Raw genomic sequence first — 26,013 nt, 5'->3', positions numbered from 1 at the left:
TGGAAGCAATCGCCTCAGTTATGCATTTCAGCGTGATTATGCCAAAAAAACCACCACGGAATTTTCATTCCATAGTGGTTTATACGAAAAATAAATGCGGTTACACCAATGATTTATCACGCTGTAGTAATACGTCTTGTTCATAGGTTTTGATATCGGTGATCCACTTTTCACGAACTGGAACGCCTTGCTGAGCACAATAGTAGTCCCAGATCGACCCAAACGGATAGGATTTGAACTCTTCCGTTAAGGCAAGACGCAACGTGTAATCCCCTTCCAATTCGGCTTGTTTCAAGGCATCCACTGGTTCGAGCATCGCTCGGAGAAGGGCTTTGATCGTGTTGCGAGTCCCCACAACCCATGCAGCTACACGGTTAATGCTTGCATCAAAGAAATCCAATCCAATATGTGTGGTCGCAAGCAGATCATGTCGAACCAGTTCACGGGCAATTTCCAGCAACTCATCGTCCATAATTACCACATGGTCACTATCCCAACGCATCGGGCGGCTTACGTGAAGCAGAATGCCACTTGTAAACAAAGACAAGGACGACAGTTTATTAGAAATAACCTCTGTTGGATGGAAATGACCCGCATCCAGGCAGATTAACGTATCATTTTGCAAACCGTAACCCATATAGAATTCATGAGAACCCACCACATATGCTTCCGAACCGAGACCAAACAGCTTACTCTCTACCGCGTCCAGGTTGTGCTCCGGGTTAAGTGGTTCGCCGAATACTTCATCCAGCGATTCTTTGAGACGTTTGCGTGGTGTCAACCGATCAACCGGATTATCCTTGAATCCGTCCGGTACCCATACATTGGTTACACAAGTCTGACCAAGCTGTTCCCCGAAATAAGCACCAATCCGGCGGGATGCCTTGCAGTGATCAATCCAGAACTTGCGAATTTCAGGATCTGGATGACTGAGCGTGAACCCGTCACTTGATTTTTCATGGGAAAAACATGTTGGGTTGAAATCCAGACCGAGTCCTTGTTCTTTAGCCCATTTTACCCAGTTCTCATAATGCTTTGGCTCAATCTGATCCAGTTCAACCTGCTCGTCTGTATCCGTGTAAATCGCGTGCAGATTGACCTTATGTTTGCCGGGAATCAGAGCAAAAGCTTGCTCCAGATCGTTACGAAGCTCCGCAGGGGTTGTCGCAGCCCCCGGATATTGACCGGTAACGGAAATACCCCCTGTTAACTCCCCATCTTTATTCAGAAAACCTTTGACATCGTCGCCTTGCCAGCAGTGTACGGATACTTTGATCTCCGCGAGTTTGTTCAGTACCTCGTCCGTATCAATTCCGTGCTGGGCATACAATGCCTTGGCTGCTTCATACGCTTGCTTGACTTGGTTATCCATCCGCAAGAACCCTCCTATTTTAACGTGTAAATGCTGCCGGTACACCGCCATCAATGGTCATCATACAACCGGTTGTTTTTTCGGATTTCGAAGAAGCAAAGAATGCAATTCCTTCCGCAATATCTCTTGGATAGATATTCACGAGTAATGTCGTCCGCTTGCGATAATACTCTTCCAATTGATCCGGTTCAATTCCATATGCCGCTGCACGTTCGTTTCTCCAGGAACCGTTCCAGATCGCTGAACCCTGTAGAATGGCATCTGGAAGAATCGTGTTGACACGAATGCCATACTCTCCACCTTCTGCTGCAATACAACGTGCCAGATGTGCTTCCAGCGCTTTCGCTGAGCTATAAGCAGAGGCACTTTTACCTGCATACACCGAGTTCTTGGACCCGATAAATACCATGCTACCCCCAATGCCCTGCTGTTTCATCAGCTTGAACGCTTCACGAGCCACGAGGAAATATCCTGTGCCCAGAACATTCATATTCAGGTTCCATTCTTTCAGGGACGTTTCGTCAAATGGGCTGGATGTCGCCAATCCGGCATTGTTCACGATGATATCCACTCCGCCATACTGCACCGCAACATCGGCATACGCAGATTGAACGGCTTCCTCATCGGTTACGTCCATTTTCAGCGCATAAGCACGATTCTCACCGTACTGATCATTAATTTCCTTTGCTACTTTCTGTGCGCCCTCCAGGTTAAGATCAGCAAGCACCACATGTGCGCCTTCAGATACCAATCTGCGTGCTGTTTCACTTCCGATACCACCTGCGCCGCCTGTAATAAACGCCACTTTACGGGAGAATTCGGTTTCTGCTGGAGCCAGGGACAATTTGTACAATTCCAGCGGCCAGTACTCCACATTGTAAGACTCGTTTGCACTAAGTGATACGAATTGGCCCAAGCTAGTAGCTCCACGCATAACGGCAATGGCTCTGTGATACAATGCTCCGCTTACTTGGGAAAGCGCCCAGCTCTTGCCTGTATTGATCATGCCCACACCTGGAATGAGGATAACGCGTGGTGCCGTTTCGAACATGACATCACCTTCGTTTTTGTTGCTCTCAAAATACTGCTGGTATTGCTCTTTGTAGGCTGCCACACCTTCTACCAGCTTGGCTTTTAAACCTTCAATATCTTCCGCATCCGGTGTCCAATCGATGAACAGAGGCACCACTTTGGTATGTACCAGATGATCCGGGCAAGCTGCACCCACCTGTGACAATTCCGGTGAATCTGCTCCGCCCACAAAAGCAAGTACGTCCTCTTGATCGTCAAAGGACAAAATCATTTTTTTGCTATCCGATACCGCTCCACGAATTGTTGGCATCACACGTGATACGATCTGACGACGAACATCAGCGGCGAGTGCCGGGTGTTTCACACCACCAAACAAACTTTCTTCGTTCACTCGTGCTTCGATGAAAGCTTCTGCTTCATTGATAATCTTGATGGTCTGAGCGTAACATTCCTCGGATGTTTCTCCCCAAGTGACAAGTCCGTGTTTTTCCATCAGTACGAGTTCGGCATTAGGATTCGAGAATACGCTTTCAGCAATCATTTTAGATAACGTAAACCCTGGACGTACATAAGGCACCCACACAAATCGATCACCGTAGATCTCTTTCGCCAATTCCTTGCCGTTATGCGCACAACACAGGCTGATAATCGCATCCGGGTGCGTATGATCCACATGTTTATATGGAAGGAATGCATGCAGCAGAGTCTCGATAGAGGCACGTGGGTGCTTTGCATCAATCATGCAATGTCCCAGATATTCAACCATCTCTTCATCCGACATGGATTCACGTTCAATTAATGGTCGAATGTCTTCGAGCCCAAGTCCGGTAAAATGTTTCGCTTCCATGGAACCCAGATCAGAGCCGCTTCCCTTCACATACATTACTTCTACATCACGACCACGAAAATCCTTCACTGTCGTTTTGGTAGACGTATTGCCACCGTAGATGTTACATACACTGCGATCAGTTCCAATCAGATTCGATCGGTAAACCAACTGCTCAAGTCCTGTTGTTTTCTCAGATGCCTGCGATGCATTCCATAAACTCTGTACCATTTGTTTCCCTCCGATAATGTTTGTTTTATTCCTAATCCGAGTTTAACATCTTTGTTTTATTTTGAAAACAAAATATTTTAAAACCAAACGGAAATATTCAAAAGTCATTATAGATTGAACTATTTTATTAAAAAAACACCCTGACGTAACCGTCAGAGTGTTCCTGTTTCATCGGTGGATTAGAAAATCCCCGCTTTTTGGGAAGTGTTTTTAATACCATAGGTATCATTAACTACGGTGTTGCCAAAGCTCGTTAAACTTCCGTTCGGACCTGTGGCCATGTCCAGATAGTTCAGACCAGAACTGTTTCCATACCAGGACCAGGCCAGCCAGCCCACCCCTTTTTCCTGACCATATCTCATGATGGCATACTCGTCCACATCACCGTTTGTGTGATATCCCCCGAATTCACCAATGATCAGAGCCAATCCTTTGTTCAGCACATTCTCCATATTGGCTTTGACGGTTGCAGCATCTTTGCCAGCATACTCATACATATGAATGGAGAAGACGGTATTTTTTTGAGAATCGGCTGCAAATACACTTTGTCCATAATCCACGATGGATTGAGGGAACTGCCCCCATCCGGCTGCATCCACAATGAGCGTATTTTTAATTCCCGCATTTCGGAGTTTCGGAATGGCTTTTTTGTAACCATCAGCCCACGCACTTCCATTCCACGTTCCATACCATTCATTGGCGATATTAACGATGACCCGATCTTCTTTGCCAATCAAAGCTTCCTTAATACTAATCCAGTAGTTCACTGCCGCATCCAACGAATTATAGTCATCTTTCCCTGTAGCGTCATGCACCTCGAGTACAGCTATCATTTTATTTTGGTTAACCACATTAATAATATTTTTAACAGCGTTCAGATCATCTTTGGTGTACAGGCTACCATTCGAAAGAACTATGCGTACCGTATTGGCACCTGTTTTGGCGATTGCAGGGATAGCGGTATTCAAATCATTTTTGAACCAGGAATGTCCGTGATTAACACCTCTCATGACAAAAGCCTTGCCTGTGGAATCATACAATTTGTTACCGCTTACATAAAAACCTGTAGCAGCAGATGCTTTGGGTGCTGCACTCCCTAATACCATGAACATAAGAGCAGCAATAACAGTGAAGATTGTACACTTTTTCAGATTAACCATTCGTTTGGAACCTCCTGTATTTGTTTTTTTTATTTCAATTAACCCTGCTCTAGGCAATAAGTTAACTAAAATCGTTGGTAATAGAAGTTTTTTTATTAGTAAATAAACAACTAATAACTTTATTATAGTTACATTATTTAGTTTAAATAAACTTTACCGTTAAGGTTATGAAGTTATAATAAATTGAAAACGCTTACCAGTCAAGATCTTTTTACCATGATTAGGAATCATTTGTTTTTACATAACACAGCAAAAAAAAGGCTCTCTCCCCTCACAATCGTTCGGAGAAAGAACCCTCTGTATTATAAACGCCAGTTAACTCTTGTTTAAGTCTTGTCTATCTGTTGTTTAATCCCTGATTTAGACTAAGTGTCTTCCCTAACTCCCGCCAATACCAACCCAACCCGGTACTGTGGTCTCACCCGAATCTCATTAAACTTTCCGATCTCCACACCCTCAAACCGCTCCACATAAGCCTGATTCACATAACTCTCAGTCGTCCCTTTTCGAATTGGGGTTATAGACAGACGAAGCGTCTGATCAGCCAACAAATGACGGGATTGCTTCAAACCAAGCATCCAGCTGTGTCCATAGTGAATATGATCCGTTAACATCTGTTGATGAATATGTGCTGCAGCAACGTCTCCTTCATAATCAATCTCAATCCACACGTCATCTACTTGTTCCGGCCACGCTGTGTCCAATCTCAGTGTTGCTGCATACTCTTTCGGATAATCAACCTCTACAGCAGGCTCGTAAGGCGAAACTTGGAATGTATACGTACCGAATATTCCCTGCTTCGACTGGGATGACACAGCATATTTCGAAGCTGAAACATGCTCTGGAGCCGGATAAAAGGATACCTCCATCTCTGGTTGCTCCACAGATGTACATAGGAGCATCTCATTCTGTACATACAGATGACTGCTGCTAATTACAAGCCTTTCTTCCCCGCCCACACGGAAACGGTAGGTTTGTAAGGCCTCTTCACGGGTCAATGTAATGATTCGTATGATTATACCGTCCGATGTTGTGATTCGCAGATGATGGTCCTTGCCAACAATCGGATGTATCACAACTTCATTCCCCTGCTCTGATACTGTACCTTCGGGCATATCCACATTTGTAACAGATGTTGCATCAACAACATACTCAGGCGCCATACCTTCATGGGCATAAAAGACAGCCGTAAGCTCCTGATTTACCATGAATCGGGTCAGTGGTTGAACGGTAGCACTAATGATCTTCATTCCATTCAGATTCATATGGAAAGGCAGAATGGCTGCCATGCCGGATTTCAGCTGTATCGTTCCTTCTCTTGGATATAAAACAGTCCCTTTGCTGGTATGCAGCTCCAATTGGATATCACGATCAGGCATCGCCACATGATCCTGATAATTATTCATGAACAGGAATCCGGAGCCAGCTTGTTGGCGAACAGACCAACGCATATCCATCGTGTTCTCCGGTGTTATCGCATGTTGACCATCCGGTACAACACAGCCCATTGGTGCAAGTAACTCACCGTATGATTCCAGGAACATGGACAAGGTACGAATGCGGTCATACGATTCACCAACACGTCCAAATTCTCCGAGTGGCGATTGGTAATCATACGTCATTTTCGGCAATGCCTGCTCGTTCATATATGAATTTTTGCCTATCGGATTGGTCCCTCCGTGATACATATAATACCCAACCAGATTGCTGCCGTTCGCAAGTTTCACAATGGTCATCGCCTCGACACTGTCCGCATCAACAACCGGCCGAGCGTGATAACTGACCTGCATGCCACCAGCAAGCTCGCAATACGCAGCAGGGTACTCCAGACTGTCATAATCCACTTCTTCCACAGGATTCATATGCAGATCCCGGAACAAATACTCCCGGCTTGGAGGCTGATTGGGAATCCATGGTGTGTACGCATACCCCGCTAGCATAGGCAATGTTCCTTCTTCAGGCACCGCAGCATTGCCCCAGGCCGTGGCAGTATAGAACATCGGCTTCATACCGACTTCTTCGGCAATATGGCGAAGCATCTTCAGATGTTCTCGCCCGTCCCGGCCGGAGGAAATGTATTTTTCGCGGGTATATCCCCAGGCATCCATGGGTGCGCCAGCGTGCATATACTCATTTTCCAACTGTACCCCGATAACAGGGCCACCCTCCTGATAAAAGCAGCCGTTGAGCTGACGGGCAATCTCCCGATATAATCGCTTAGCGTAATACAGATATCCTTCATCGTTCGACCTGACTTCAAATGGATAACTGAATAACCAATCCGGCATTCCACCATTACGCACTTCCCCATGACAGAATGGACCAATTCGTACGATCAGAGGTAGCTCATGTTTGCCACACAGATCCACAAAGTGCCGCAAATTCAGATTTCCTGACCAATTAAATTCGCCTTCCTGCTCCTCGTGAAAATTCCAGAAAACATAGGAAGCGACAATGCTCACCCCGCCTGCCTTCATCTTCAGTAATTCTTCTTCCCACTGCAAGTAAGCGAATCTGGAGAAATGAAACTCACCTACCACGGGAATATGGGGTTTAGCATTACGAGTCATATAATAGTTTGTAAAATCATACGATTCCCCTCGTGGACTTTTGCCGCCACTGCCAGTCATGCGACCCGCACGAATCTCTTTATCTTCCGCATCCAATATGAAACGAATCTGGCTACCTGCTATAGTATCATTCATGGATTATATAACTCCTTCGATATAAATGGGATGTGTTGAAACGATTATCAATTTATCGATGGATGATTGCCCCTTGATGATTCGGGTTTTTCTCCAATACCCGGTCCAACTCAAGTTTGGCTTCACTTGTCCGCCCCAGCCCCAGAAGACCCAATGCCCGCATATACCTGCAATGTTCTTCATTTCGCTGATCGAGATCATCGTCGAATACTAGAAAATCGGGCAGAGAGACCGCAAAATAATCCATTCGGATGTGATCTTGCATATGTCTTTCGGCATAATCAATCAGTTTGTTAAAGCGTCGGTTTGCTTCCTTCACATTGCCAAGCTTCTGCCAGGCCAGTCCCTGATAATAGATCGATTCCGGCGGCTGATCATTATAAAACATCGCGCTTGCCGGTTCATTCAAACCGATGGATGCTCTGTGGAAACTCTCCTCTGCCGCCTGATCATTCTTCAGTTGATGGTAGGCACAGCCAAGATAAAAGTAAACTGGATTGTCTCCGGCTCCCTCCAGCTTACCTTCACCTAAGTTCTCCGGGTAAACTAATGCCTTCTGCAACAGCTCCAATGCTAGTTCAGGTTGTTGTTTCTCCAGGTTTTGCTTTGCCAGTTCCGTCAGTGCCGTAACATATTGTCCAGTTACCTTGCCTTCTCCACCCTCCCATGGATGAAACCGCCGGGTCTGAAGGGCATTCCATGCTTCTTGATGACTACCTTGCATATTCAATAAAGTCACCCACTCGATATACAGATCATCACGGTGGTGAACCAACTCCATATGTTGTTCCAGTAATTTGATTCGACGCTCGCAAGAATACCCTATCTTCTTGTGCAATTGATCCAACTCGTAGAAGATTCGGGCATCCTGTGAATCCAACCGGAAAGCTTCCTCTAATGATGCCAGTGCAAGATCGGGGCGATTCAGTTTGTTATAATAAGCCAGTCCCAGATTCCGATGTACAGTCGAATATGCAGCATTCACCTCGCGTGAAGTTTCCCAATGGGTGATTGCTTCCTCGTATCGTTTATGATCATATAACCAATTTCCCAGGTAATAGTGAGCACGCGCATCATTCAAATCCACTGCCAATGCATCCTGAAGCACCATGAATTCAAATAACGTATTAGGAAAACAATAATCCGTTGGAGCAGCTTTCCCCTGCTTTTGACATTCCCGGGCCTGCTCCACATCCCCCAGCTGACGATACAAGTAAGCCTGAACATAACCAACCATAGGATACGGCTGTGCAATTTCGGATTCAACATAAGAGAGTACCGTCAGTGCTTCTTCCCACAATCCACAATCCGCGTAGTCTGCGGCTAGATTCAGATAATTATAAACGTCTCCTCGCATCAGACGATGGAAATACTCACGTGTTTGCCCCGCTTGTTCTCTCTCTGAAGGTGCAGTTGCTCCGCTGTAGATCAGGACTAATTCATGTGCAGCTCCAAATTCAACCGGGTCCAGTTCCAATGTCTCACGCGCATATTGGATCGCCTGTTTATCTTGACCCATTCTGCGCAACAGAGCCACCTTCAGATGCCGCGCTTTATAATTTCTGGTGTTACGAATTAGCGAACGTTCGATGTGAGCCAAAGCTTCGATGTACCGATGTTGCCCCGTATCGATCTGAGCAAGCATGTAATAACCTGTATCCTGATACTGTGCAGACCATACGGCTTTATACAGTGCTGCGTAGGCTTCTCCCTGTTTCCCCTGTAATTTCAAACTCAGACCGAGTTGGTAAGATGCTTCACTATCATACGGATTCGTATTTTTCCATGTCAGCGATTGAACGGCCTGTCTGAAATGCTTCTCTGCATCTTGGAACAACCCTCTACGCAGCAGCAATGTGCCATAAGCAATGTTTAGACGAATATCCGTTGCATCACGCTTCAAACCTTCCAGATAATAAGGTTCGGGTTCATACGTGGCATGCCGATATTGCTCCAAATGAAGACCCGCCAGATATAGTTGTTCATTCGTACGAATCTCGGATGGTAGCGGGAGTGGTGTGGCCGGATCTGGAACTTCCTGAATCTCAGAACGTTCAGGTTGATAGGCTACAAGTACTTTTCCTTCCGCAGTTCGAACACTTAACTTTAACTGATGCCATTCATCTTGTCCGCTCCACGGGAATGAAGATTTATATAGTTCCGTAGGTGAGATATTACATCTCTCATGGAGATATACCGTGGTTGGTCCTATCGCTTCAACGGTCACTTGTTCAAAAACCGACGTCGCATATACCATTACGGTTACCATTCCGGTCGTTTCGTCCATTTCCAGATTAACCGCTGCATCAATCGTTGCATTTTTGACCATGCCAATTCCTTTATACGGCATAAAATACTGCGAGAATGATTTCGCTTCATAGGGCTGTAACCATGTAAAATCAGGCTGATTATCGGTAAAGATCCCGGTCATTAATTCAATATATGGTCCATCCTCGTCCGTTAACTGACGATCCCAGGCTTGCCCGAATTCCCCGTTCCCCCAGGTCCATTGCTTCTTGCCCGGAGAAATATGATGATTGGCTACATGCAACAAACCCGCCTTAACCCCGTGGTCATAACCCCCTACAAAATTATAATCCGACTTATACGCCATATAGGATGTTGGAACCGGTATGTTTTTGTATCGCGAGATATCCACACCTTCAGAATAGTCCATCTTGTAATAGGTACCGGTTGCGATGGGAAAGCGGGATACGTCCCGTTTTCCGTGGTCCAGCACAGCCGTTACATCAGGTGGAAACACAGATTGCGTATGATCGTTGACAGCTACAGCCGGGTTGGCCCACCATAAAAAAGTTTGAGGTGCGCTGGTGCGATTGTATACCTCGGCATGAATTTCAAGACAGGCTTTGCCGGGATGTAATGTGAAGCCAGCTGTCATTTTGGTACCATACATGCGGTCAATCTCACCCACCCACACGGTAGCGCTTCCATCTTCATTACTGCCAAATGTATAATCGACTGGACCAAACGTGTTCGGCCGGTGATGCTGTGGCCAGTTGAATTCAATTCCTCCGGAAATCCATGGCCCTGCCAGACCCACGAGCGCAGGTTTAATCACCCGGTTATAATATACAAAATCGTAGTTGTTGGTCCGATCCAGCGCACGATAGATCCGTCCACCCAGTTCGGGCATCATCTCGATACGTACATATTCATTTTCGAGAATAACTAATCGATACGACTTCATTTTGGCCTCATCTTCAATGCTGTCGATCACGGGATGCGGGTACACCTTACCCGAACTCCCCTGATAGATTCGCTTTTCAAGAAACATCGGATTTTTGTCCGGTTTACCTGTACCATAGGTTGGAATATCTCTGGTTTCTTCCCATATGCGAACATTTGATGTCGCTGTCACGTGATTCAATTCCCTCACTCCTCGGCCTCGTATATATTGTGATCATACGCTCCGACATGCAGGAAGAACATTGACATTAAGCGGTTCTTGATGGACGATCTTCGGATTCCCCCATAACCAAAGAGAGCACCTATCCACTCAATAAAGCAGTGAAAGGTACTCTCTAATCGATCTTGATTAACTTATCTGCGACGTGCAAAATCCACAAATCTGAACTTGTCCGGTCGATGCCTCGACTCCGTATACTGAAATTGACTGGCATCCTCCAGGTACACCTGGCTCCTCACCACAACTACATTGTGGAACCCTTCAAGGTCAAGTAATTCCCTGTCCTCGGCGGTGGGTTCTTCCACCAAAATCTCTTTTTTGGCAAACGAAATGGAAAGTCCTAGCTCTTGCTCAATGTACTGATAGATGGAATCATTACAGATCTCTTTGCTGAGCCCAGGAACAAGCCGCTGGCTAATGTAATCTTTGTCCAGTATGACATGCTCTCCATCCACTTTGCGCACACGTCTGATCTCCCAGACCTGTTCATTCAGGCCAAAGTTAATCTTCTTGTGCAGCGCCTGATCCACTTGTTGCTCCTCAAAAACCTTCACATACGTTTGAGCGCGATGCCCCATTTTTTTGGCTAATTCCTTGAAACTAACCAGACCTGAGATGGGAAAATCGATCTTGCGTATGTCCAGTACAATCGAGCCCTTGCCTTGAATCTTCTGAATATAACCTTCTTCGTACAACATTTTCAATGCTTTGCGAATAGTCTCTCGAGACGTTTGATAACTTTCCGATAGATCCAGTTCCGATTGAAGCAGCGTCCCTGCCTCTATCTCTCCGGTCCGAATACGATCTGCAATATCTTCATATATCCGGATAAATTTATTATTCATTATTCATCACCATTGTTCATTACCCTTTTTTTATCATATTGGCAACCATTATAGCATTAAAAACCAATCAAGCGGTAATGTCGTTACTGCCGATGATTGCAGTATCACATGTAAGAATCAATTCAGTCTAGATATGACGATCGAACGCTGACGCTTTCTCCACTTGATCTGTACGCTTCTCATCCATAACTTGAATCAGCTTATTTAAGCGGAAGATCAGCGCTGCAGCTTCGGATCTGCTTAAGTGCTGCATGGGACGGAAGCTGCCATCTTCATATCCTGTAATCATGTACAAACCTGCAAGTTCCTGTACTTCTTCTTTGGCCCAATCGGATACATCAGTCTGGTCGGTAAACGCTCTTGGGGAAGTCAGCGGTTCCGGTCTGATTTTACGGACAACATTTGCTATAATCTTGGATGCCTGTTCCCGTGTCACCAGCGCATGTGGAGCGAATTTGCCGTTCCCCATGCCTTGAACCATCTCATGGTGAACGGCTGCCTTAATCTCAGGAGCAAACCAATCCTCATCGTTCACATCCTGAAATCCATGCTGTTCATTAACCGTTGTGTCCACACCCATCAGACGCACGATTAATGCGGTAAATTCTGCACGCGTGATCGGACGGCGTGGCTCGAAGCGAGTTTCACTTACACCTTGAATGATATTTTGTTCCGCCAGCCAGGTGATCTGATCTTTATTGAATGTTTGGCTGATATCAATAAATTTGATATTTTTTTTCACAGGTATATCAGGCTGCTCAGACGGTTCTGGTTGTGAACTCACCTCATCGGCTTGTTCCGATGTACCGTTTGGACTCGGGGTTGCACCGCCACCGCTCCAGGCGGATAGTGGATACGAAAAAGTCATGGCTGCTGCCCGTTTGCTTTCACTTTTATCACCCGCTGAATTCTCCGTCCATACTTCCACCTCATAATGCTGCTCGGCATTTAGTCCTGTCCATACATAACTGCGCTGTGTGCCACGGTAGATCTCTCGATCTTTATGGGTGATCACAATTACCTCATTCATTGATTCCAATTCCCAAGTTAGCTTAATCGTATTAGTACCTTGCGCTATGGCTGCTACTGTCAGTTCCTCGGAAGGTAGCGTCTCGAATTCCGGTACTTGAAGCGCCTGACCCTCACCTGCCTCATTAAATGGAATGATTGCAAAGTCAGTATAACGCTCGGCACTGTTTAATTCAGACACATGTATGGATGTCTCCGTTGTTGTTCCCACAAGCTCTTCGTTTCGATAAACTCGATAACCCGCAGCACCAGGAATCAGTTCCCATACAATGTCTGCACCATACATGGAGCGCCCCTCTACTACAGGAGGAGAAGCAGCACTACCGGGCAAAGTCATGGCATGAAGGTAATAACCACCATCACTACTGCCCGAGGCATTCATGGTCTTCACTGTATAGATATAGTTCACCCCCGGTTCGAGTTCCTTGTCGTCATAGAACAGTTCGTCTGCAGGAACTCGAGCAACCTCTACACCGTCACGCTCAATAATAAACTGCTCGGCACCTTCGACCCGGCTCTGTTCCAATAGAAGACGAATGTGATCCTTCGCTGAATTAAACTCTACTTTGACAGGAGCTACTGGTTTGGTCAGAACGGAATACGCCAGCTTCTCCGATGCATCTCCCTGATCATTCTCTGTGTAGATTTCAATCGAGTACTGTTTGCCTGCATCCAGTTGATCAACAATAAACTCTTTTGTTTTGCCTCGGTATACTTCTGTACCATCCAGTAATATAACGAAAGTTTCGTTCCCATAAGGGAAGTCCCATTCCAATTTGGCGTGATCTGTCTCCGGATATATCTTCATTTCCAGTGAATCAACATGAGGTAAGGTGTAAAAAGGAGTCACGGTCATTGGGCTTCCTGAACCAGCCGTATTATAAGGAATAATCTGTACCTGATCATATCGGGTTGCACTCTCCAGATGAGTTAATCTCACATCTGTGACATCCCCTTCTTCAATCGTGGTGAACATCTGATCTCCGATACGTATGGTATATCCCTCCGCACCTTGTACCTTTGGCCAAGAGATCAATCCCTCCTTTTCCCCAATAATGCTTGCATGTAAAGGTTCATGAATGGTCGCAGGCAACGTTCGCAAGTGAACTTCGAAACCGGAATCACTCTCTCCCGTTGCATTGGATGTTTTGATGATATATGTGTAATGCTCTCCTGGTGTCAGTCCATCATCTTCAAATGAAGCTTGATCTGCTGGAACCTTAGCAACTTCAACACCATCCCGCATAATAATGAATTGCTCTGCTCCCCGTGTTGAGCTTCCAGTCAGGTCCAATACCGCAGTCTGATCTGTGATGTGTGTTATGCCTGCCGTCTGAGGTGATATGGGTTTCGTTAAAACCTGAATCTGAATAGGCTCTGACCGATGACCATCTTCATTAATCGCAACAAGTTCGAATTCATATGCTGTGCCATCCAGCATGCTATTGAGATGTACAGACGGTTCAGACACGCTCTGTACATCTCCCGTTACCCGATTTCGAATCTCATATGAAGCCGCTCCCTGAACAACATCCCAAGCCAGATCCACCGCATGTGTTTCGGCTTTCACTGTGATACTTTCTGCAACCAATGGCAACGTTTGAGTCATTACACTGAAACTAAGCGGTGCACTCGTTCCACTCGCATTGACTGCCCGAATCACATAAGTGTATTTCGTCCCTGGCAACAGATCCTTGTCTACAAATTGGGTTTCACTTGAATCCATCTGAGCGATCTCTCTTCCATTCCGTTCAATGACGTAATGATCTGCCCCTTGGACACCAGTGTTACTGAAATCCAGACCCAGGCTGTTTTTTGCCACATCATATACTGCAACCTTAACGGGTTTCTCAGGCAAAGTCAGTAGAGATACATCCGTGGCTTCAGAACGAGTTCCCTGTCTGTTGACCGCCCATAGTTGATAGCGATGCCACGTTCCATCTTGGAGCCCTGTAATCGTCGCTTCATTCTCCATTCCTCTATAGATCTCCTTGCCATTCTGCTCAATCACGTATTCAGCGGCACCTTCCACGACAGACCAGGAAACTTTTGCATGATGTACTCCTGAATCAACAAGTACTTCGGCAGGCGACACAGGTTTGGACAATCGGATGAGCTGCGCTGTCTCACCTGCACCAGAAGCATTCACAGCCTGAACTTGCAAAGCGTACTCTGTACCTGGCAATAATCCCTCAACTGTGTAAGCTAGTTCTGATGTTCTGCCCACTTCTGTTCCATTGATTTTCACAATATAGAGATTTGCCGTATCTACAGCTTGCCATGCAAGTCCCATATTTGTCTCATCAGTCGATGTGACATTCAGTCCTTCCGGCCTGCTAGGTAGCGTAAGAATTGTACTACTGGTGGATGCACCGTACCCGGCAGCATTGCCCGCCTGTACTTCATAAGTATACTCACGACTGCTTGACAGGTGGTGAACTGCGAGTTGTGTATCTGATATCTCATGGTTATGTCCATCGATGACCACCCGATATTTCGTTGCCCCAGCTACAGGCTCCCAGCTCAAGATTGCTCCCTGTTTAGTTACTTGAACAACGTGAAGTCCCGACGGGCTCTCTGGTAGCGTTGTTCCTGATACCGAACTGCGCATCCCCTGACCACTTCCGTTCACTGCTTGTACATCCAGTTGATAAGATGTTCCTGAACTCAGTCCCGCATAGACCCATTCTTGGGTTCCGGCAGAAACCGTTCCCGACATCTCTCCATTCAACCATAACTCATAACGATCGGCTCCTCGTACTGCTTCCCAATTCAGACGAAGGCTCGCTGTGGAAGCATCGGATACCTGTAAGCCGGACACTTGCCCAGGTAAAGTCTTGAGCAAAGGTAATCCTGCCAACGGTCCTGTTCCTGTCTCATTTCCGGCAATTAACGTATAGCTGTACTCCGTTCCGCTATCCAGACCCGAGTCCAGATACTCCGTCTGCTCTCCTTCATATATGGCTTTTCCATCACGTGAAAGCCCATAATACGTTGCAGAAGTCACTGTCTCCCACGTTAATGAAATATCATGCTCCTGAATTTGAACGGCCATAAACTCTCCGGGCATTGCCGGCAGTGTGAGAAATCCGGTCCTACTGCTACCACCTGCGCCACTTTCATTCATTGCGGTTACCGAGATGTTATGAATGGTTCCTGGAACGAGGTTGCTGACATAGGGAAGGCTGCCCGGATCAGATACCGTCTGATCAAATACGATTGCACCGTCTGAAGTAGTCGCAATAATGCGGTAAGCATCTGCTCCTCGTACTGGATCAAATTGAATTTCGGCCAAATTGGGCTGTGAATCTACTTTTCGAACGTGCAACGTCCCGGGAGCTGCCGGGGTAGTTAATACTTGAACGCTTACTGCATCACTTACTCCGGTATGGTTTCTCACTCTAACTTCATATTCATAGACCTGACCACCACTTAGGGAGTGATCGATTATACTGTGGTCAGGATAATCGAGTGTCCATGACTGCCCTGTAGTTTTGTTCGTTATCTCATACTGATATCCATCGGTATACCTTTCCCCAGTTGGCAAATCCACTGTAAGTTCAGCTGAAGTCTCAGCGATCTGTGTCGTTTTCACATGAGTCGGTTGCTGGGGCTTGCGTTGAATAAGGTAAGGTGATGATGTTGTCTCATATGTATTCCCTGCTCTGTCCATGGTTTTCGCATGGATGTACCATATACCTTCCGATTCGATGGATATTTTATGCTGGTCAGAGCGAGCTTCAAGCCAATGGTCCGGTGATTCTGCACTGTTCGTAACTTGATAGAATCGTTCCAGTTCCTGAATGCCTGAGTGGGCGTCGGCATACTGAATGGTAGTGGATATATCCATGTCCGTCCAGCCATGTCCGTTCGGGGCAAATGTTATCGTTGGAGCCATCTGATCCACATAGGCGATTCGACTCACTTCCTTGCTCACATTACCAACGGTATCTCTTGCTCGGGCCCGAATGGTGGTAGCGCCGTTTGTACTAACTGTACCGCTATTTCCTGTCATATACGGGGCATCATTCATGCTGTATTCATAGGATATCGCTTGTTCATCCACACTTCCAGCGATAGTGAATTGCACATGTTCTTTACTCCATCCAGAAGGACTTAAACGAATCACCGGCTCGGTTGGAGCTGTCTTGTCAATTCGAACTGTAGCCTGAGCGGACGTGCTTATGTTGCCTACACGGTCAATTGAGCGTGCATATACGATCGTTTCTCCCTCATCGGTAACCGTCACTTCGCCCGTATAATCGATCCAAGGACCTTCTTTGTTAAGTCGATATTGGCTCTTGGCAAGCCCACTACCCGCATCTTCACCACTGTTTATCGCAAAAGTTACATCCTGATTCGTCCAATCCTCTTCACTTAACGTAAACGTTGGTTGCTCAGGCCCAGTCTTGTCGATTCTGGCTGTTGCCGAAGTGGAAGCACTGACATTGGCGGCCCGATCAACACTTCGTGCATAAATCTCGGTTATCCCTTCTTCACTGAGTGTAAGAGGGGCCTTGTAGTCGATCCATTCTCCCTCGCTTCCCAGCTTATACTGTGTCAGACTAATGCCACTTGCTTCGTCCGTACCCTCCGTTAATGTCACGATTACCGCCGCTTTTGTCCAATCGGGCGGATTCAGCGAGATGACAGGTGGCGTTGGTGCCGTCCGATCTACCCTAGCTGTCACAGCCGTTTCCTGTCCTGTATTACCAAACGCATCAATACTGCGTGCCATAACAGTTGTGTTTCCTTCACTGCTTACGGTAAACGGAGCGCTGTATTCACGCCATTCTCCTGCCGGACCAACTTTTACTTCAGTCTTCTGAGTTCCGCTCAAGGCATCCTTTCCTTCTTCAACCGTGATGAGAACATCTTCCTTGGTCCATGAGGATGGAGTGACTGTAACGGAAGGAGCAGTTGGACCCGTTGTATCTTTAATCATCTCTCCAGCGGATATAAACGGGGTCTGTATCCCTTCACCATTCAGTGCCGCCACAAAAACTTCATATTTTCCGTCCGCGAGTCCGGTCAGGGCAAATTCTGTACGTGTGGAAGTTGTTGTTCCCGTTGCGAGGACTTGCCCACCTGGACTGCGTATTTCCGTTTTGTAATGAGTGCCCGCAGGATTGCTATTATTATTCCAACTCGCTGTAACAGAGTTGCCTGATTGTGTCACAGCCGCAGCAGCGGGTGGATTCGCCAATGTATATTTGGTGGATGGACTGGAGTACCCCGTGAAGGAACCACTTGAATTTTTGGCACGTACAGCAAAAGAATAACTGGTATTCGGAGTGAGTCCAGTCACCTGCCGACTGTTTGATGTACCTGTATCCACGATCTGATTCGTCGTCATATTCTTCAGCTCATATGTAACAAAGGCGTCATTGGCCTTCTTATCCCAGTTGACCGTCAAGTTATTAGAATTAACCAATGTGTATGTCGGCGTTCCGGGCACAACAAAACTTCTTACTGTAAAGTTAACGGTTCCTGCCGAGGATACTCCACCTTTGTCATCCATGACCCATACTTGCAACGTGTGTGTGCCATCTGGCAGGGTGTCAGGCAATGTGTAATTGGTGTTGAAAGACTGATTCGAACCCGTCGCGGTCATCTGGGTCAAAATGTTCTCAGACCCACCATCAATGGACCATTTCACGGTCAACAGGTCGCCTACATCCGTATCTCGTGTTGTACCAGAGATCTGAAGTTGCTCGCCTTTGTAATACGTTTGCCCCGAAGAAGGAGCCGTTAGTGTAAATGAAGGCGGAACGTTCTGAGGGCCGATTCCCACGATCGTTGAAAATTTGCGTGAAGCCTGATTCGCTGTTGCTTTGGCATTCCACCAGAATTGCGCAGCTGTATCACTAGCCGTAACGGTCTGGCCTGGAGTGAATGACGAAGGTGAAGAACCCCCTGTTAGCTGCGCATTGTCCGGACCGCTGTACTGTCCCATATATATGCGATCTGCATTCACAACATTGTACGTATTCGCATAAAAAGCCGTGACCTGTACACCGCCGCTGTAATTGCGCCATCCATTCTCGATGACTTCAAACGGAGAAGCATCATTGCCATTCACCATCGTATCCCAATAAAATGTTCCACCCAAATTCAGTGCCGATCCACTACGGTTGATGGCTTCCAGTTCAACCTTCATGTATCCACCTTGTGAGGTAGCATTAACGATAGATACACGCAAAATATATTCGACATTGTCCTTTTGCCGGGACATTTCAATCACATTATTGTTAATTCGGTAATAATTAAGCGGCAATGTTTTGAAGTTCACGGGTGATCCATTATGGTCGATAATCGTGGATACATTCCCTGTATCACCACCGTAAAATACATTTGTGTTTGGTAGTAATACAATTCTGTATTTGCCATCACTGTTCATCTCTACTTTCACCTTGGATGACTGTACCGCCTTCATGCTGGACGTATCGGATACAATCCCGATCGTTTCAACCGTTTCAGCCATTACCGTGGCTGCACCCCATTCAAGCAACAGGGCTTGAGGTGATAATAATGCAAATGCCAGCACCACTTTGGTTAACTGTTCTGCTTGTTTCTTCACACGTTTTCCTGATTTCTTCAACGTCTACTCTCCTTTTTGGCACACAAAAAAAGGAGGCACCCCAACAAAGGAACGATGTCCTAAGTTGGGGTGCCTCCCCTAACAAGTGTCATTTTTTCTTGATTATAACGATTAAGCGCATGAATGTAAACACTTGATCATGAACGCCTTACTTCTCATTTCTCATCTCTGATCTTTAATAACGCTTCGTCCAGTGCGCCAACGACCTTGTCACACCATACATCAAATTCCGGATCTTCGGTCTGTAATTCAGGATGCGCCAGAATGTGCTCAATCGTACGTCGAATGCCCTGATCAGCTCTTGTCGTTGCTACAAATTCCGGTACAAGCCGCTTCAGCTTGCTGTTATCAAACACAACGGTATTGGCTTTGTCACCCAGCAATCCGCCGCGAAGATCCTGATCACTGCATGCGGCCAAGAACTCAGAGGGTACATGTACCGCTTGAAGCTTAACTCCCAACACGCCAGCTATAATCTCATGAATCTGATTCCAGGTGACGGATTCATCCGAGGTGATATGTAGCGATTCACCAATGGCATGGATATTTCCCATAAGCCCGATAAACCCTTTGGCAAAATCAGTATTGTGCGTAATGGTCCACAGTGAGGTGCCATCTCCGTGGATGATAACGGGTTTGCCTTCACGGATACGCTTGAGAACCTGCCAGCTGCCTTGAGCACCATGAACACCGAGAGGTACCGATTTGTCGCTATACGTATGGCTCGGACGCACGATGGTCACAGGGAATCCATGCTCGCGGTATTGTTTCATCAGATAGTCTTCACAGGCAATCTTGTTGCGTGAATACTCCCAATATGGATTCGATAAGGGCGTCCCTTCCGTGATCCGGTAATCAGCCAAAGGTGTCTGATACGCCGATGCTGAACTTATAAAAATAAACTGCTTGGTTTTATCCTTGAACAAACGGTAATCTCGCTCCAATTGAGACGGTACAAAAGCGATAAAATCCGCCACAACATCAAATTCCAGATCAGCTATCAGTTCCGCTACACGTGCCTCGTCATTAATATCCGCTTGAAGTACCTTGACTTCTGCTGGCAACTCATCGTTCCGATTGCCGCGATTAATTAAATAAAGTTCACAGCCTTGCTGTGCAAGCATCTCCGTAATGGCCGTACTGATGGTGCCTGTCCCTCCAATAAATAGCGCTTTCATTTCGCCACCTCCTGATCGATTTTACCCACTTTTCCATGATATCACGCACCAAAAAAAGGAGCAAAGCTCGGTGACCCGAAACCTCGCTCCTTCTGCTTATACGACCTTAATCGTTGCATATATCATGTACATGCCGCAATGGATCTCATATTCTCCCTTGGGCAGATCTTTGTCGACCGTATAATAATTGGGTCCCTTTTGCATGTATAGATCCATGCCAAGCTTTTGTGATCCCACTGATTTCACATGTGTCACCGACCGGGTCAGAATAAAGTTGATTTTGGTCGGTACGCCAGCCTTCACCTCGATAACGTCTGGTCCAAAACCATCGTTGCTCACGTCCACATCAATGACTTCATATCCCTTCAAATCCTCCGGAGTCTCGGCTTGTGCTGTTACCGCACTTCCCGATCCGGGGGATACGTCTTTGCCCATAAAATAAACCAAAAATGATCCAAGCAGTACAACAACAGTCAGACCCAGCGTTAACCAAGGCCATGTTTTTCCAAACCAGCTTTTCATATAAACACTCCTCATTCGATGTCCCATCAATATTCAATCAACAGACGGATGTATTCTTTAAGCATACCTGATTCGCATGACAATGAAAATGACCCCTCTGGGCTATTGCGATTGAGCCATATTACCTCAATAGAAAAAGCCTGATTTCTCAGGCTTATCTACGGGTATTCCCGTTCATGCTTCGCAATATCCCTTTTTGTATAACTCAGGAATAGATCGGTGTATTCCGACTTCGTCTCATGCGTAATTTATACAACTCTGGCAGGGCTACACCAATGAGCACAATAATAACTCCGAACCATTGCAAACCGCTGACATGCTCATGGAGCACGATTGAAGATAACAATACTGCAATTGGAAGCTCCACTGCACCCAGGATTCCGGCCATGTCACCACCAATATGCGGAACGCCGATAGCGAACAGTACTGGTGGAATGAATGCCCCGAAGAATCCAAGCAGCAATCCAAATACAAGCAACTGGCTCCAGATCAATCCGTTAAAGAGGAATGTCGGCGGGAACAAAATGCACAGCAGGATCAATCCGCCTGTAACCATCCACGCACTGCGGAAGGCTGGATGCGCTGAAGGAACTGCTTTGCCGCTGAACAAGACAAACAGGGAATAACTTACGGCTGCCATTAGCCCAAGAGCAATACCCAGACCGTTGAACTCACCCAATCCTTGTTCCAGGAAACCCGCTGCCAGCAAGGTTCCACCAAACAGAATGATCAACGTCAGGAATGTGACTTTGTCTGGACGTTGACGTTTGCTTATCGCCTGAATCAATACGCTAATCCAAGTGAACTGGAACAACAGGATAATGGCAAGTGAAGCCGGGATATAACGTAAAGACTGATAATACACGAGACCTGTAATTACCGTTGGTGTTCCAGCAGCCATCAATATCAGACGTTGTTTCCACGTCAACCGCTTGAATACCTGTGCCATGGCTCCTGATGCTTTGCCATTTGCCTGTGACTTACGTTTTGTTCTAAATTTTGTGTATAGCGCCAGCATCCAGGATAGAAGAAAACCCGTGATCAGCTGTGCTCCCACAACCTCTCCAAGTTTATATCCTTCGCCGTACGCCAGAACCACAATCGTGGATAATATGCCATAGCTCATCGCTCCCGCGAGAACGGACAGATAATATTTCATTGTGAATAAACCTCCTGATGATAAGAAAAATACGCCCGCATGTTGGTTCATGCCAAGGTCACAACACCATCTAAATGCAAAAAATCCTAACTACGAGCAAGGAATACATTGATTCCTTGGCATCGTAGTTAGGAAGTATAGGCTTCCCGTAGAGACCCTCGCCCTGTGTACACTTTCGGCCTGCGAGGTTATACGAAATGATATATGCAATTTGATGTAATTCGTGTGTGACGACTTTTCATATATTACATGGGAGGTGAGATGGTGTCAACCCTATTCCGTATAAAAAGTTGAACTACATTATTACACCGAGTCGCTTCGATCGCTGTACCATTCTTCGAGTACTCTGATTACGTAAAAACGTCATATCCGATTGGAGCCTGAAGAGTCCCACTCCAATGTTTGCTGTAAACCTGCCTTCAATCCACCCAGATCCAGCCCATCCACAGCAAAAGCCTCACGGATCAAAGGCGGCGCGACGAATTCATCATACTTACCCAGATAAGGTGCTTCATCTTCAGCCAGTAACGCAGATGCGTCTTCAGCCGCCCGACACTCACTCATAATCTCGGCTAACAATGTTCGTTCATCGACCTTGCCGGACACTACAAAATAATATGGCTCCATGGGCACAACCGAACGCAAGGCAAGTTTCTTGGACAGATTATGCTTCATCAGGCGCTCCAATGTACGGAATGATTTACTTCCCACCCAAGGAAGAACGTACATCGAATCTCCCCCTGCCGGAATCACAACCTGCTTCAACAGTCCGCTTTCACGAGCTAAGCGGCGTGCCCGTTCAAGTCGATTGACGGCTTGTGGTGACAGGTAAGGATAGATGGTCGAGTCGGACAACACTTCACGCATTTTCTGCACTACCGACGTATGAATATCTCCTCCCGCACCAAGCCATAACGTATCTACCTTACCTTTTGCAGACTTCACATACACAGCCTTGTGCTTATGATCGACCTCTTCCACTTTCCACAGTTTGCCTGCGAGCGAGAAGCAATAGCCAGGTGGGGGTACGGTTGTAATCGAACCGATCTCTTCCGAGCCGTTCAATACTTTATGTTCCTCATCGTCCTTGAACACGGCATAGAAGCGATAATTATTCACAATTTTCTCACCTGTCAGACCGATGATCAATGTTCGATCCTCTGTCCATTGCAGATGATCCGTCTCAATGAGGTAATTCAGGAAAACCTGATATTGATCAGGTCTAATCAACGCAAATGGAGCCAGCGAAAGGATGGCTTCTGCAAGATCTCTCGGCTCCGCCTCCCCCATACTTTTCAACATGCTCATCGTCTGATGGTAGAGCACACCTATGGGCATTTTGCGAGCTTCAAGAGGTTCGACCCACTTGGTTTTTACATAGAGCTCAATGACAGCAATCGCACGCATTAACGTCCACGGCATACGTGCTGGCAATTGGGCTTCCTCATCCTCTTCCTCCGGACATACAAAAAGCATCTCTGATGCCATATCCTCTCGTCTCCCTGAACGTCCCAGACGCTGTACAAAGCTGGACGCACTATACGGCGCACCGAGCTGAACCACACGTTCCAGCTCGCCCAGATCGATGCCCAGTTCAAGCGTGACCGTTGCCGCAGCAACCGCGGGACCCGATCCAGTGCGTAGGGCAGCTTCCGTCTCTTCCCTCAGCATGGCGGAGATACTTCCATGATGCACATGGAACACATCACGCTCTTGCCTGCGAGCCGCGACCCGCCGCATCTCAAGAATGGTGACTTCTGCATCTGTACGGCTGTTGGTGAAGATCAGCGCTTTTTTACGATGTGTGCTCTCATAGATGAAGTCGTAGTACGCTTTACGTGCGTTATGAAGCTGCTCCGCTTGCTCCTCGTCCTGCGCATCTGGAAAAGAGAAATGTTCCACCCGCAATCGCAGCTTGCGGCCGCCCGGGGAAGAGACCACATCCACCCCCTGCTGCGTTCCGGCAGCAAGCCAAGACGTAGCCGCATCATAGTCACTAAGTGTAGCCGACAAGCCCACTCTTCGCGGTGCACAGCCAGCCATACGCTCGATTCTGGCAAGTTCGCTGAGTACTTGAATGCCCCGATCCGCTCCCATGAAAGCATGCACCTCATCGATGATGACATACCGCAGGTCATGAAACAGCGCCGGGATTGCATTCGGTCGATTCATGAGCAGACCTTCCAGCGATTCTGGCGTTATCTGGAGCACACCGGACGGATTTTTCATCAGTTTTGTTTTCTCCGCCTGAGGTACGTCCCCGTGCCAATGCCAAACCGGAATATTTCCTTCGGATAACAGATCCTTAAGACGTTCGAATTGATCATTAATCAGGGCTTTCAGAGGCCCAATGTACAAAATGCCAACCGACTTGGAAGGCCGTTCATACAGCTCGGTCAATGCAGGAAAAAAAGCCGCCTCCGTCTTGCCGGAGGCTGTTCCCGCCGCAATCAGCATATGATGCGGGGTATGAAAACAGATATTACAGGCCTCAATCTGGGCAGGACGAAGCGATTCCCATCTTTTTTTATAAATAAATTCCTGAACAAACGGCGCCAGCCGATAGAATGGATTATCACTCATAATTCAAACTCCGCTAGGAAGTCGTCCAGATCATCTGTATTCGCGGATGCATCTGCCCCTTTACTCGTTTCCTGAGGTTTGGCAACCCGCTCGCCAAGTAATTGAGTATAAGTCACTTCAGGATTCTGGTGTAACGTATGCAGTACATCCATAAAGTCTCGTACCACTTCACGCGTGGTCAGCAATTCATCCGCACCCAGTCGGTTCACCGCCGTTTGCATAAAATCAACCAATTGTTCATCCGTCAGACTTGCACTGTATCCAAAATGCAGAGCATGAATCTGTCGTAGCTTCTGGAGCAAAATCAGAATCTCTTCATGCGATAACATCGCCAGCTTCAGAATCGGGCCTGTATAATTCGCATACGCTTTGGCTGCATAGCGACCATCAATAAGCCTGGAGCGAAGCGCTTCATAGCTGTATAATCCACGCCGTTCATCCTCCACAAACTGTGGCGTACCGCCTACAAATATGCCCAGATGCTCCGCCTTGCCCTGCATCGTATCATTGAACATGGTCAACAATTTCTCATAGTTGCTTTGACGGGAGACACTGTTTGTAATTTTGTACAGATTCACCGCTTCATCAATGAACAACAGCAATCCTTTGTAACCAATGCGCGCTGTGAATTCAGACCACAATTTGAAGTAGTCATACCAGTTGTCATCGTCAATGATAACCCCAACAGCCAGTTCTTTTTTCGCTTCCGTTTTGGTTGCAAATTCTCCTCGAAGCCAGCGAAGGGCCGCCTGTTTGCGATCATCATCAGCCAGCTTGTACCCGTTCCAATACGAAGCCAATACCTTGGCAAAATCAAAGCCGTGAACCAGATTCTGCATTTCCCCCGTCACCACGTAGATCTGTTTCTCTACCTCAAGCGGCAGAGCGGGATCATCAGGGCGCAGGTTCTGACTCTGCATCGTGGATTGTTGCAGCCCTGCGATCCATTTTTGCAAAATCGGCTCCAACGCTCCCCCATCCGGGCGTGTGCGTGTAGACAGACGAGTCATCAGTTCGCGATATGTCGCAAGTCCCTGGCCTTTGGTTCCCACCAATCGTCGCTCTGGTGACAGATCGGCATCTGCCACAACGAAATCCCGATCCATCGCATAGTTACGAATCATCTGCAAAAGAAAGCTTTTACCACTGCCATAACGGCCGGTAATGAGTTTGAACGCTGCTCCACCCTCCGCAATATTGTCCATATCCCGCAAGATGGCTTCCACTTCCGGTTTCCGGCCAACAGCAATCTGCTCGAGTCCTATGCGCGGGACAACACCCGCCGTCAATGAATTTACAAGTGCGGTGGTCAGCCGCTTTGGTATTTTAAGTTCTGTCAC

At 46.9% G+C, this 26,013-nt stretch carries 12 protein-coding genes and 1 riboswitch; all 12 genes read right to left on the bottom strand.

Annotated features, from left to right (window positions below; translation table 11 throughout):
• Positions 1-100: 100 nt before the first annotated feature.
• On the bottom strand, positions 101-1,372 hold the full coding sequence (gene rhaA, locus MKY95_RS14355; protein ID WP_076318039.1) for an L-rhamnose isomerase: 1,272 nt from the start codon (positions 1,370-1,372) through the stop codon (positions 101-103).
• A gap of 19 nt (positions 1,373-1,391) precedes the next feature.
• Positions 1,392-3,461 (bottom strand): bifunctional aldolase/short-chain dehydrogenase, encoded by a 2,070-nt coding sequence (locus tag MKY95_RS14350; protein ID WP_076318040.1) that lies wholly within the window; start codon positions 3,459-3,461, stop codon positions 1,392-1,394.
• Positions 3,462-3,640: 179 nt separating this feature from the next.
• Positions 3,641-4,621: a glycoside hydrolase family 5 protein gene (locus MKY95_RS14345; RefSeq protein ID WP_036670707.1), complete on the bottom strand. Its 981-nt coding sequence runs from the start codon at positions 4,619-4,621 to the stop codon at positions 3,641-3,643.
• Positions 4,622-4,986: 365 nt separating this feature from the next.
• Positions 4,987-7,326: a beta-galactosidase gene (locus MKY95_RS14340; protein WP_076318041.1), complete on the bottom strand. Its 2,340-nt coding sequence runs from the start codon at positions 7,324-7,326 to the stop codon at positions 4,987-4,989.
• A 52-nt stretch (positions 7,327-7,378) separates the two neighbouring features.
• Complete coding sequence (locus MKY95_RS14335) at positions 7,379-10,717, bottom strand: DUF5107 domain-containing protein (RefSeq protein WP_076318042.1); 3,339 nt, start codon at positions 10,715-10,717, stop codon at positions 7,379-7,381.
• Between the two features lie 173 nt (positions 10,718-10,890).
• Positions 10,891-11,601 (bottom strand): trehalose operon repressor, encoded by a 711-nt coding sequence (treR, locus tag MKY95_RS14330; protein WP_076249494.1) that lies wholly within the window; start codon positions 11,599-11,601, stop codon positions 10,891-10,893.
• Between the two features lie 127 nt (positions 11,602-11,728).
• Complete coding sequence (locus MKY95_RS14325) at positions 11,729-19,231, bottom strand: fibronectin type III domain-containing protein (protein WP_076318043.1); 7,503 nt, start codon at positions 19,229-19,231, stop codon at positions 11,729-11,731.
• A 155-nt stretch (positions 19,232-19,386) separates the two neighbouring features.
• Positions 19,387-20,409 (bottom strand): SDR family oxidoreductase, encoded by a 1,023-nt coding sequence (locus MKY95_RS14320; RefSeq protein WP_076318044.1) that lies wholly within the window; start codon positions 20,407-20,409, stop codon positions 19,387-19,389.
• A 96-nt stretch (positions 20,410-20,505) separates the two neighbouring features.
• Positions 20,506-20,931 (bottom strand): cupredoxin domain-containing protein, encoded by a 426-nt coding sequence (locus tag MKY95_RS14315; RefSeq protein WP_017688751.1) that lies wholly within the window; start codon positions 20,929-20,931, stop codon positions 20,506-20,508.
• Positions 20,932-21,136: 205 nt separating this feature from the next.
• Complete coding sequence (locus tag MKY95_RS14310) at positions 21,137-22,090, bottom strand: DMT family transporter (protein ID WP_076318045.1); 954 nt, start codon at positions 22,088-22,090, stop codon at positions 21,137-21,139.
• A 105-nt stretch (positions 22,091-22,195) separates the two neighbouring features.
• Positions 22,196-22,306: riboswitch (purine riboswitch) on the bottom strand.
• Between the two features lie 147 nt (positions 22,307-22,453).
• Complete coding sequence (locus MKY95_RS14305) at positions 22,454-24,673, bottom strand: DEAD/DEAH box helicase (RefSeq protein WP_076318046.1); 2,220 nt, start codon at positions 24,671-24,673, stop codon at positions 22,454-22,456.
• A complete protein-coding gene (locus tag MKY95_RS14300) occupies positions 24,670-26,013 on the bottom strand; it encodes an ATP-binding protein (protein WP_076318047.1) in 1,344 nt (447 codons plus the stop codon). The genes MKY95_RS14305 and MKY95_RS14300 overlap by 4 nt, the downstream gene beginning before the upstream one ends.

Origin of the sequence: Paenibacillus sp. FSL P4-0176 (assembly GCF_037975265.1) — a bacterium.
Lineage (GTDB): Bacteria > Bacillota > Bacilli > Paenibacillales > Paenibacillaceae > Paenibacillus > Paenibacillus amylolyticus.
Note: the sequence above shows the minus strand (reverse complement) of the source record. Positions and strands in the feature narration are given on the sequence as shown.

What these genes read in the sequence shown, in the direction of transcription:
- rhaA (WP_076318039.1), bottom strand. Translation starts at nt 1,372, where the DNA reads ATGGATAACCAAGTCAAGCAAGCGTATGAAGCAGCCAAGGCATTGTAT.
- MKY95_RS14350 (WP_076318040.1), bottom strand. Translation starts at nt 3,461, where the DNA reads ATGGTACAGAGTTTATGGAATGCATCGCAGGCATCTGAGAAAACAACA.
- MKY95_RS14345 (WP_036670707.1), bottom strand. Translation starts at nt 4,621, where the DNA reads ATGGTTAATCTGAAAAAGTGTACAATCTTCACTGTTATTGCTGCTCTT.
- MKY95_RS14340 (WP_076318041.1), bottom strand. Translation starts at nt 7,326, where the DNA reads ATGAATGATACTATAGCAGGTAGCCAGATTCGTTTCATATTGGATGCG.
- treR (WP_076249494.1), bottom strand. Translation starts at nt 11,601, where the DNA reads ATGAATAATAAATTTATCCGGATATATGAAGATATTGCAGATCGTATT.
- MKY95_RS14320 (WP_076318044.1), bottom strand. Translation starts at nt 20,409, where the DNA reads ATGAAAGCGCTATTTATTGGAGGGACAGGCACCATCAGTACGGCCATT.
- MKY95_RS14315 (WP_017688751.1), bottom strand. Translation starts at nt 20,931, where the DNA reads ATGAAAAGCTGGTTTGGAAAAACATGGCCTTGGTTAACGCTGGGTCTG.
- MKY95_RS14310 (WP_076318045.1), bottom strand. Translation starts at nt 22,090, where the DNA reads ATGAAATATTATCTGTCCGTTCTCGCGGGAGCGATGAGCTATGGCATA.
- MKY95_RS14305 (WP_076318046.1), bottom strand. Translation starts at nt 24,673, where the DNA reads ATGAGTGATAATCCATTCTATCGGCTGGCGCCGTTTGTTCAGGAATTT.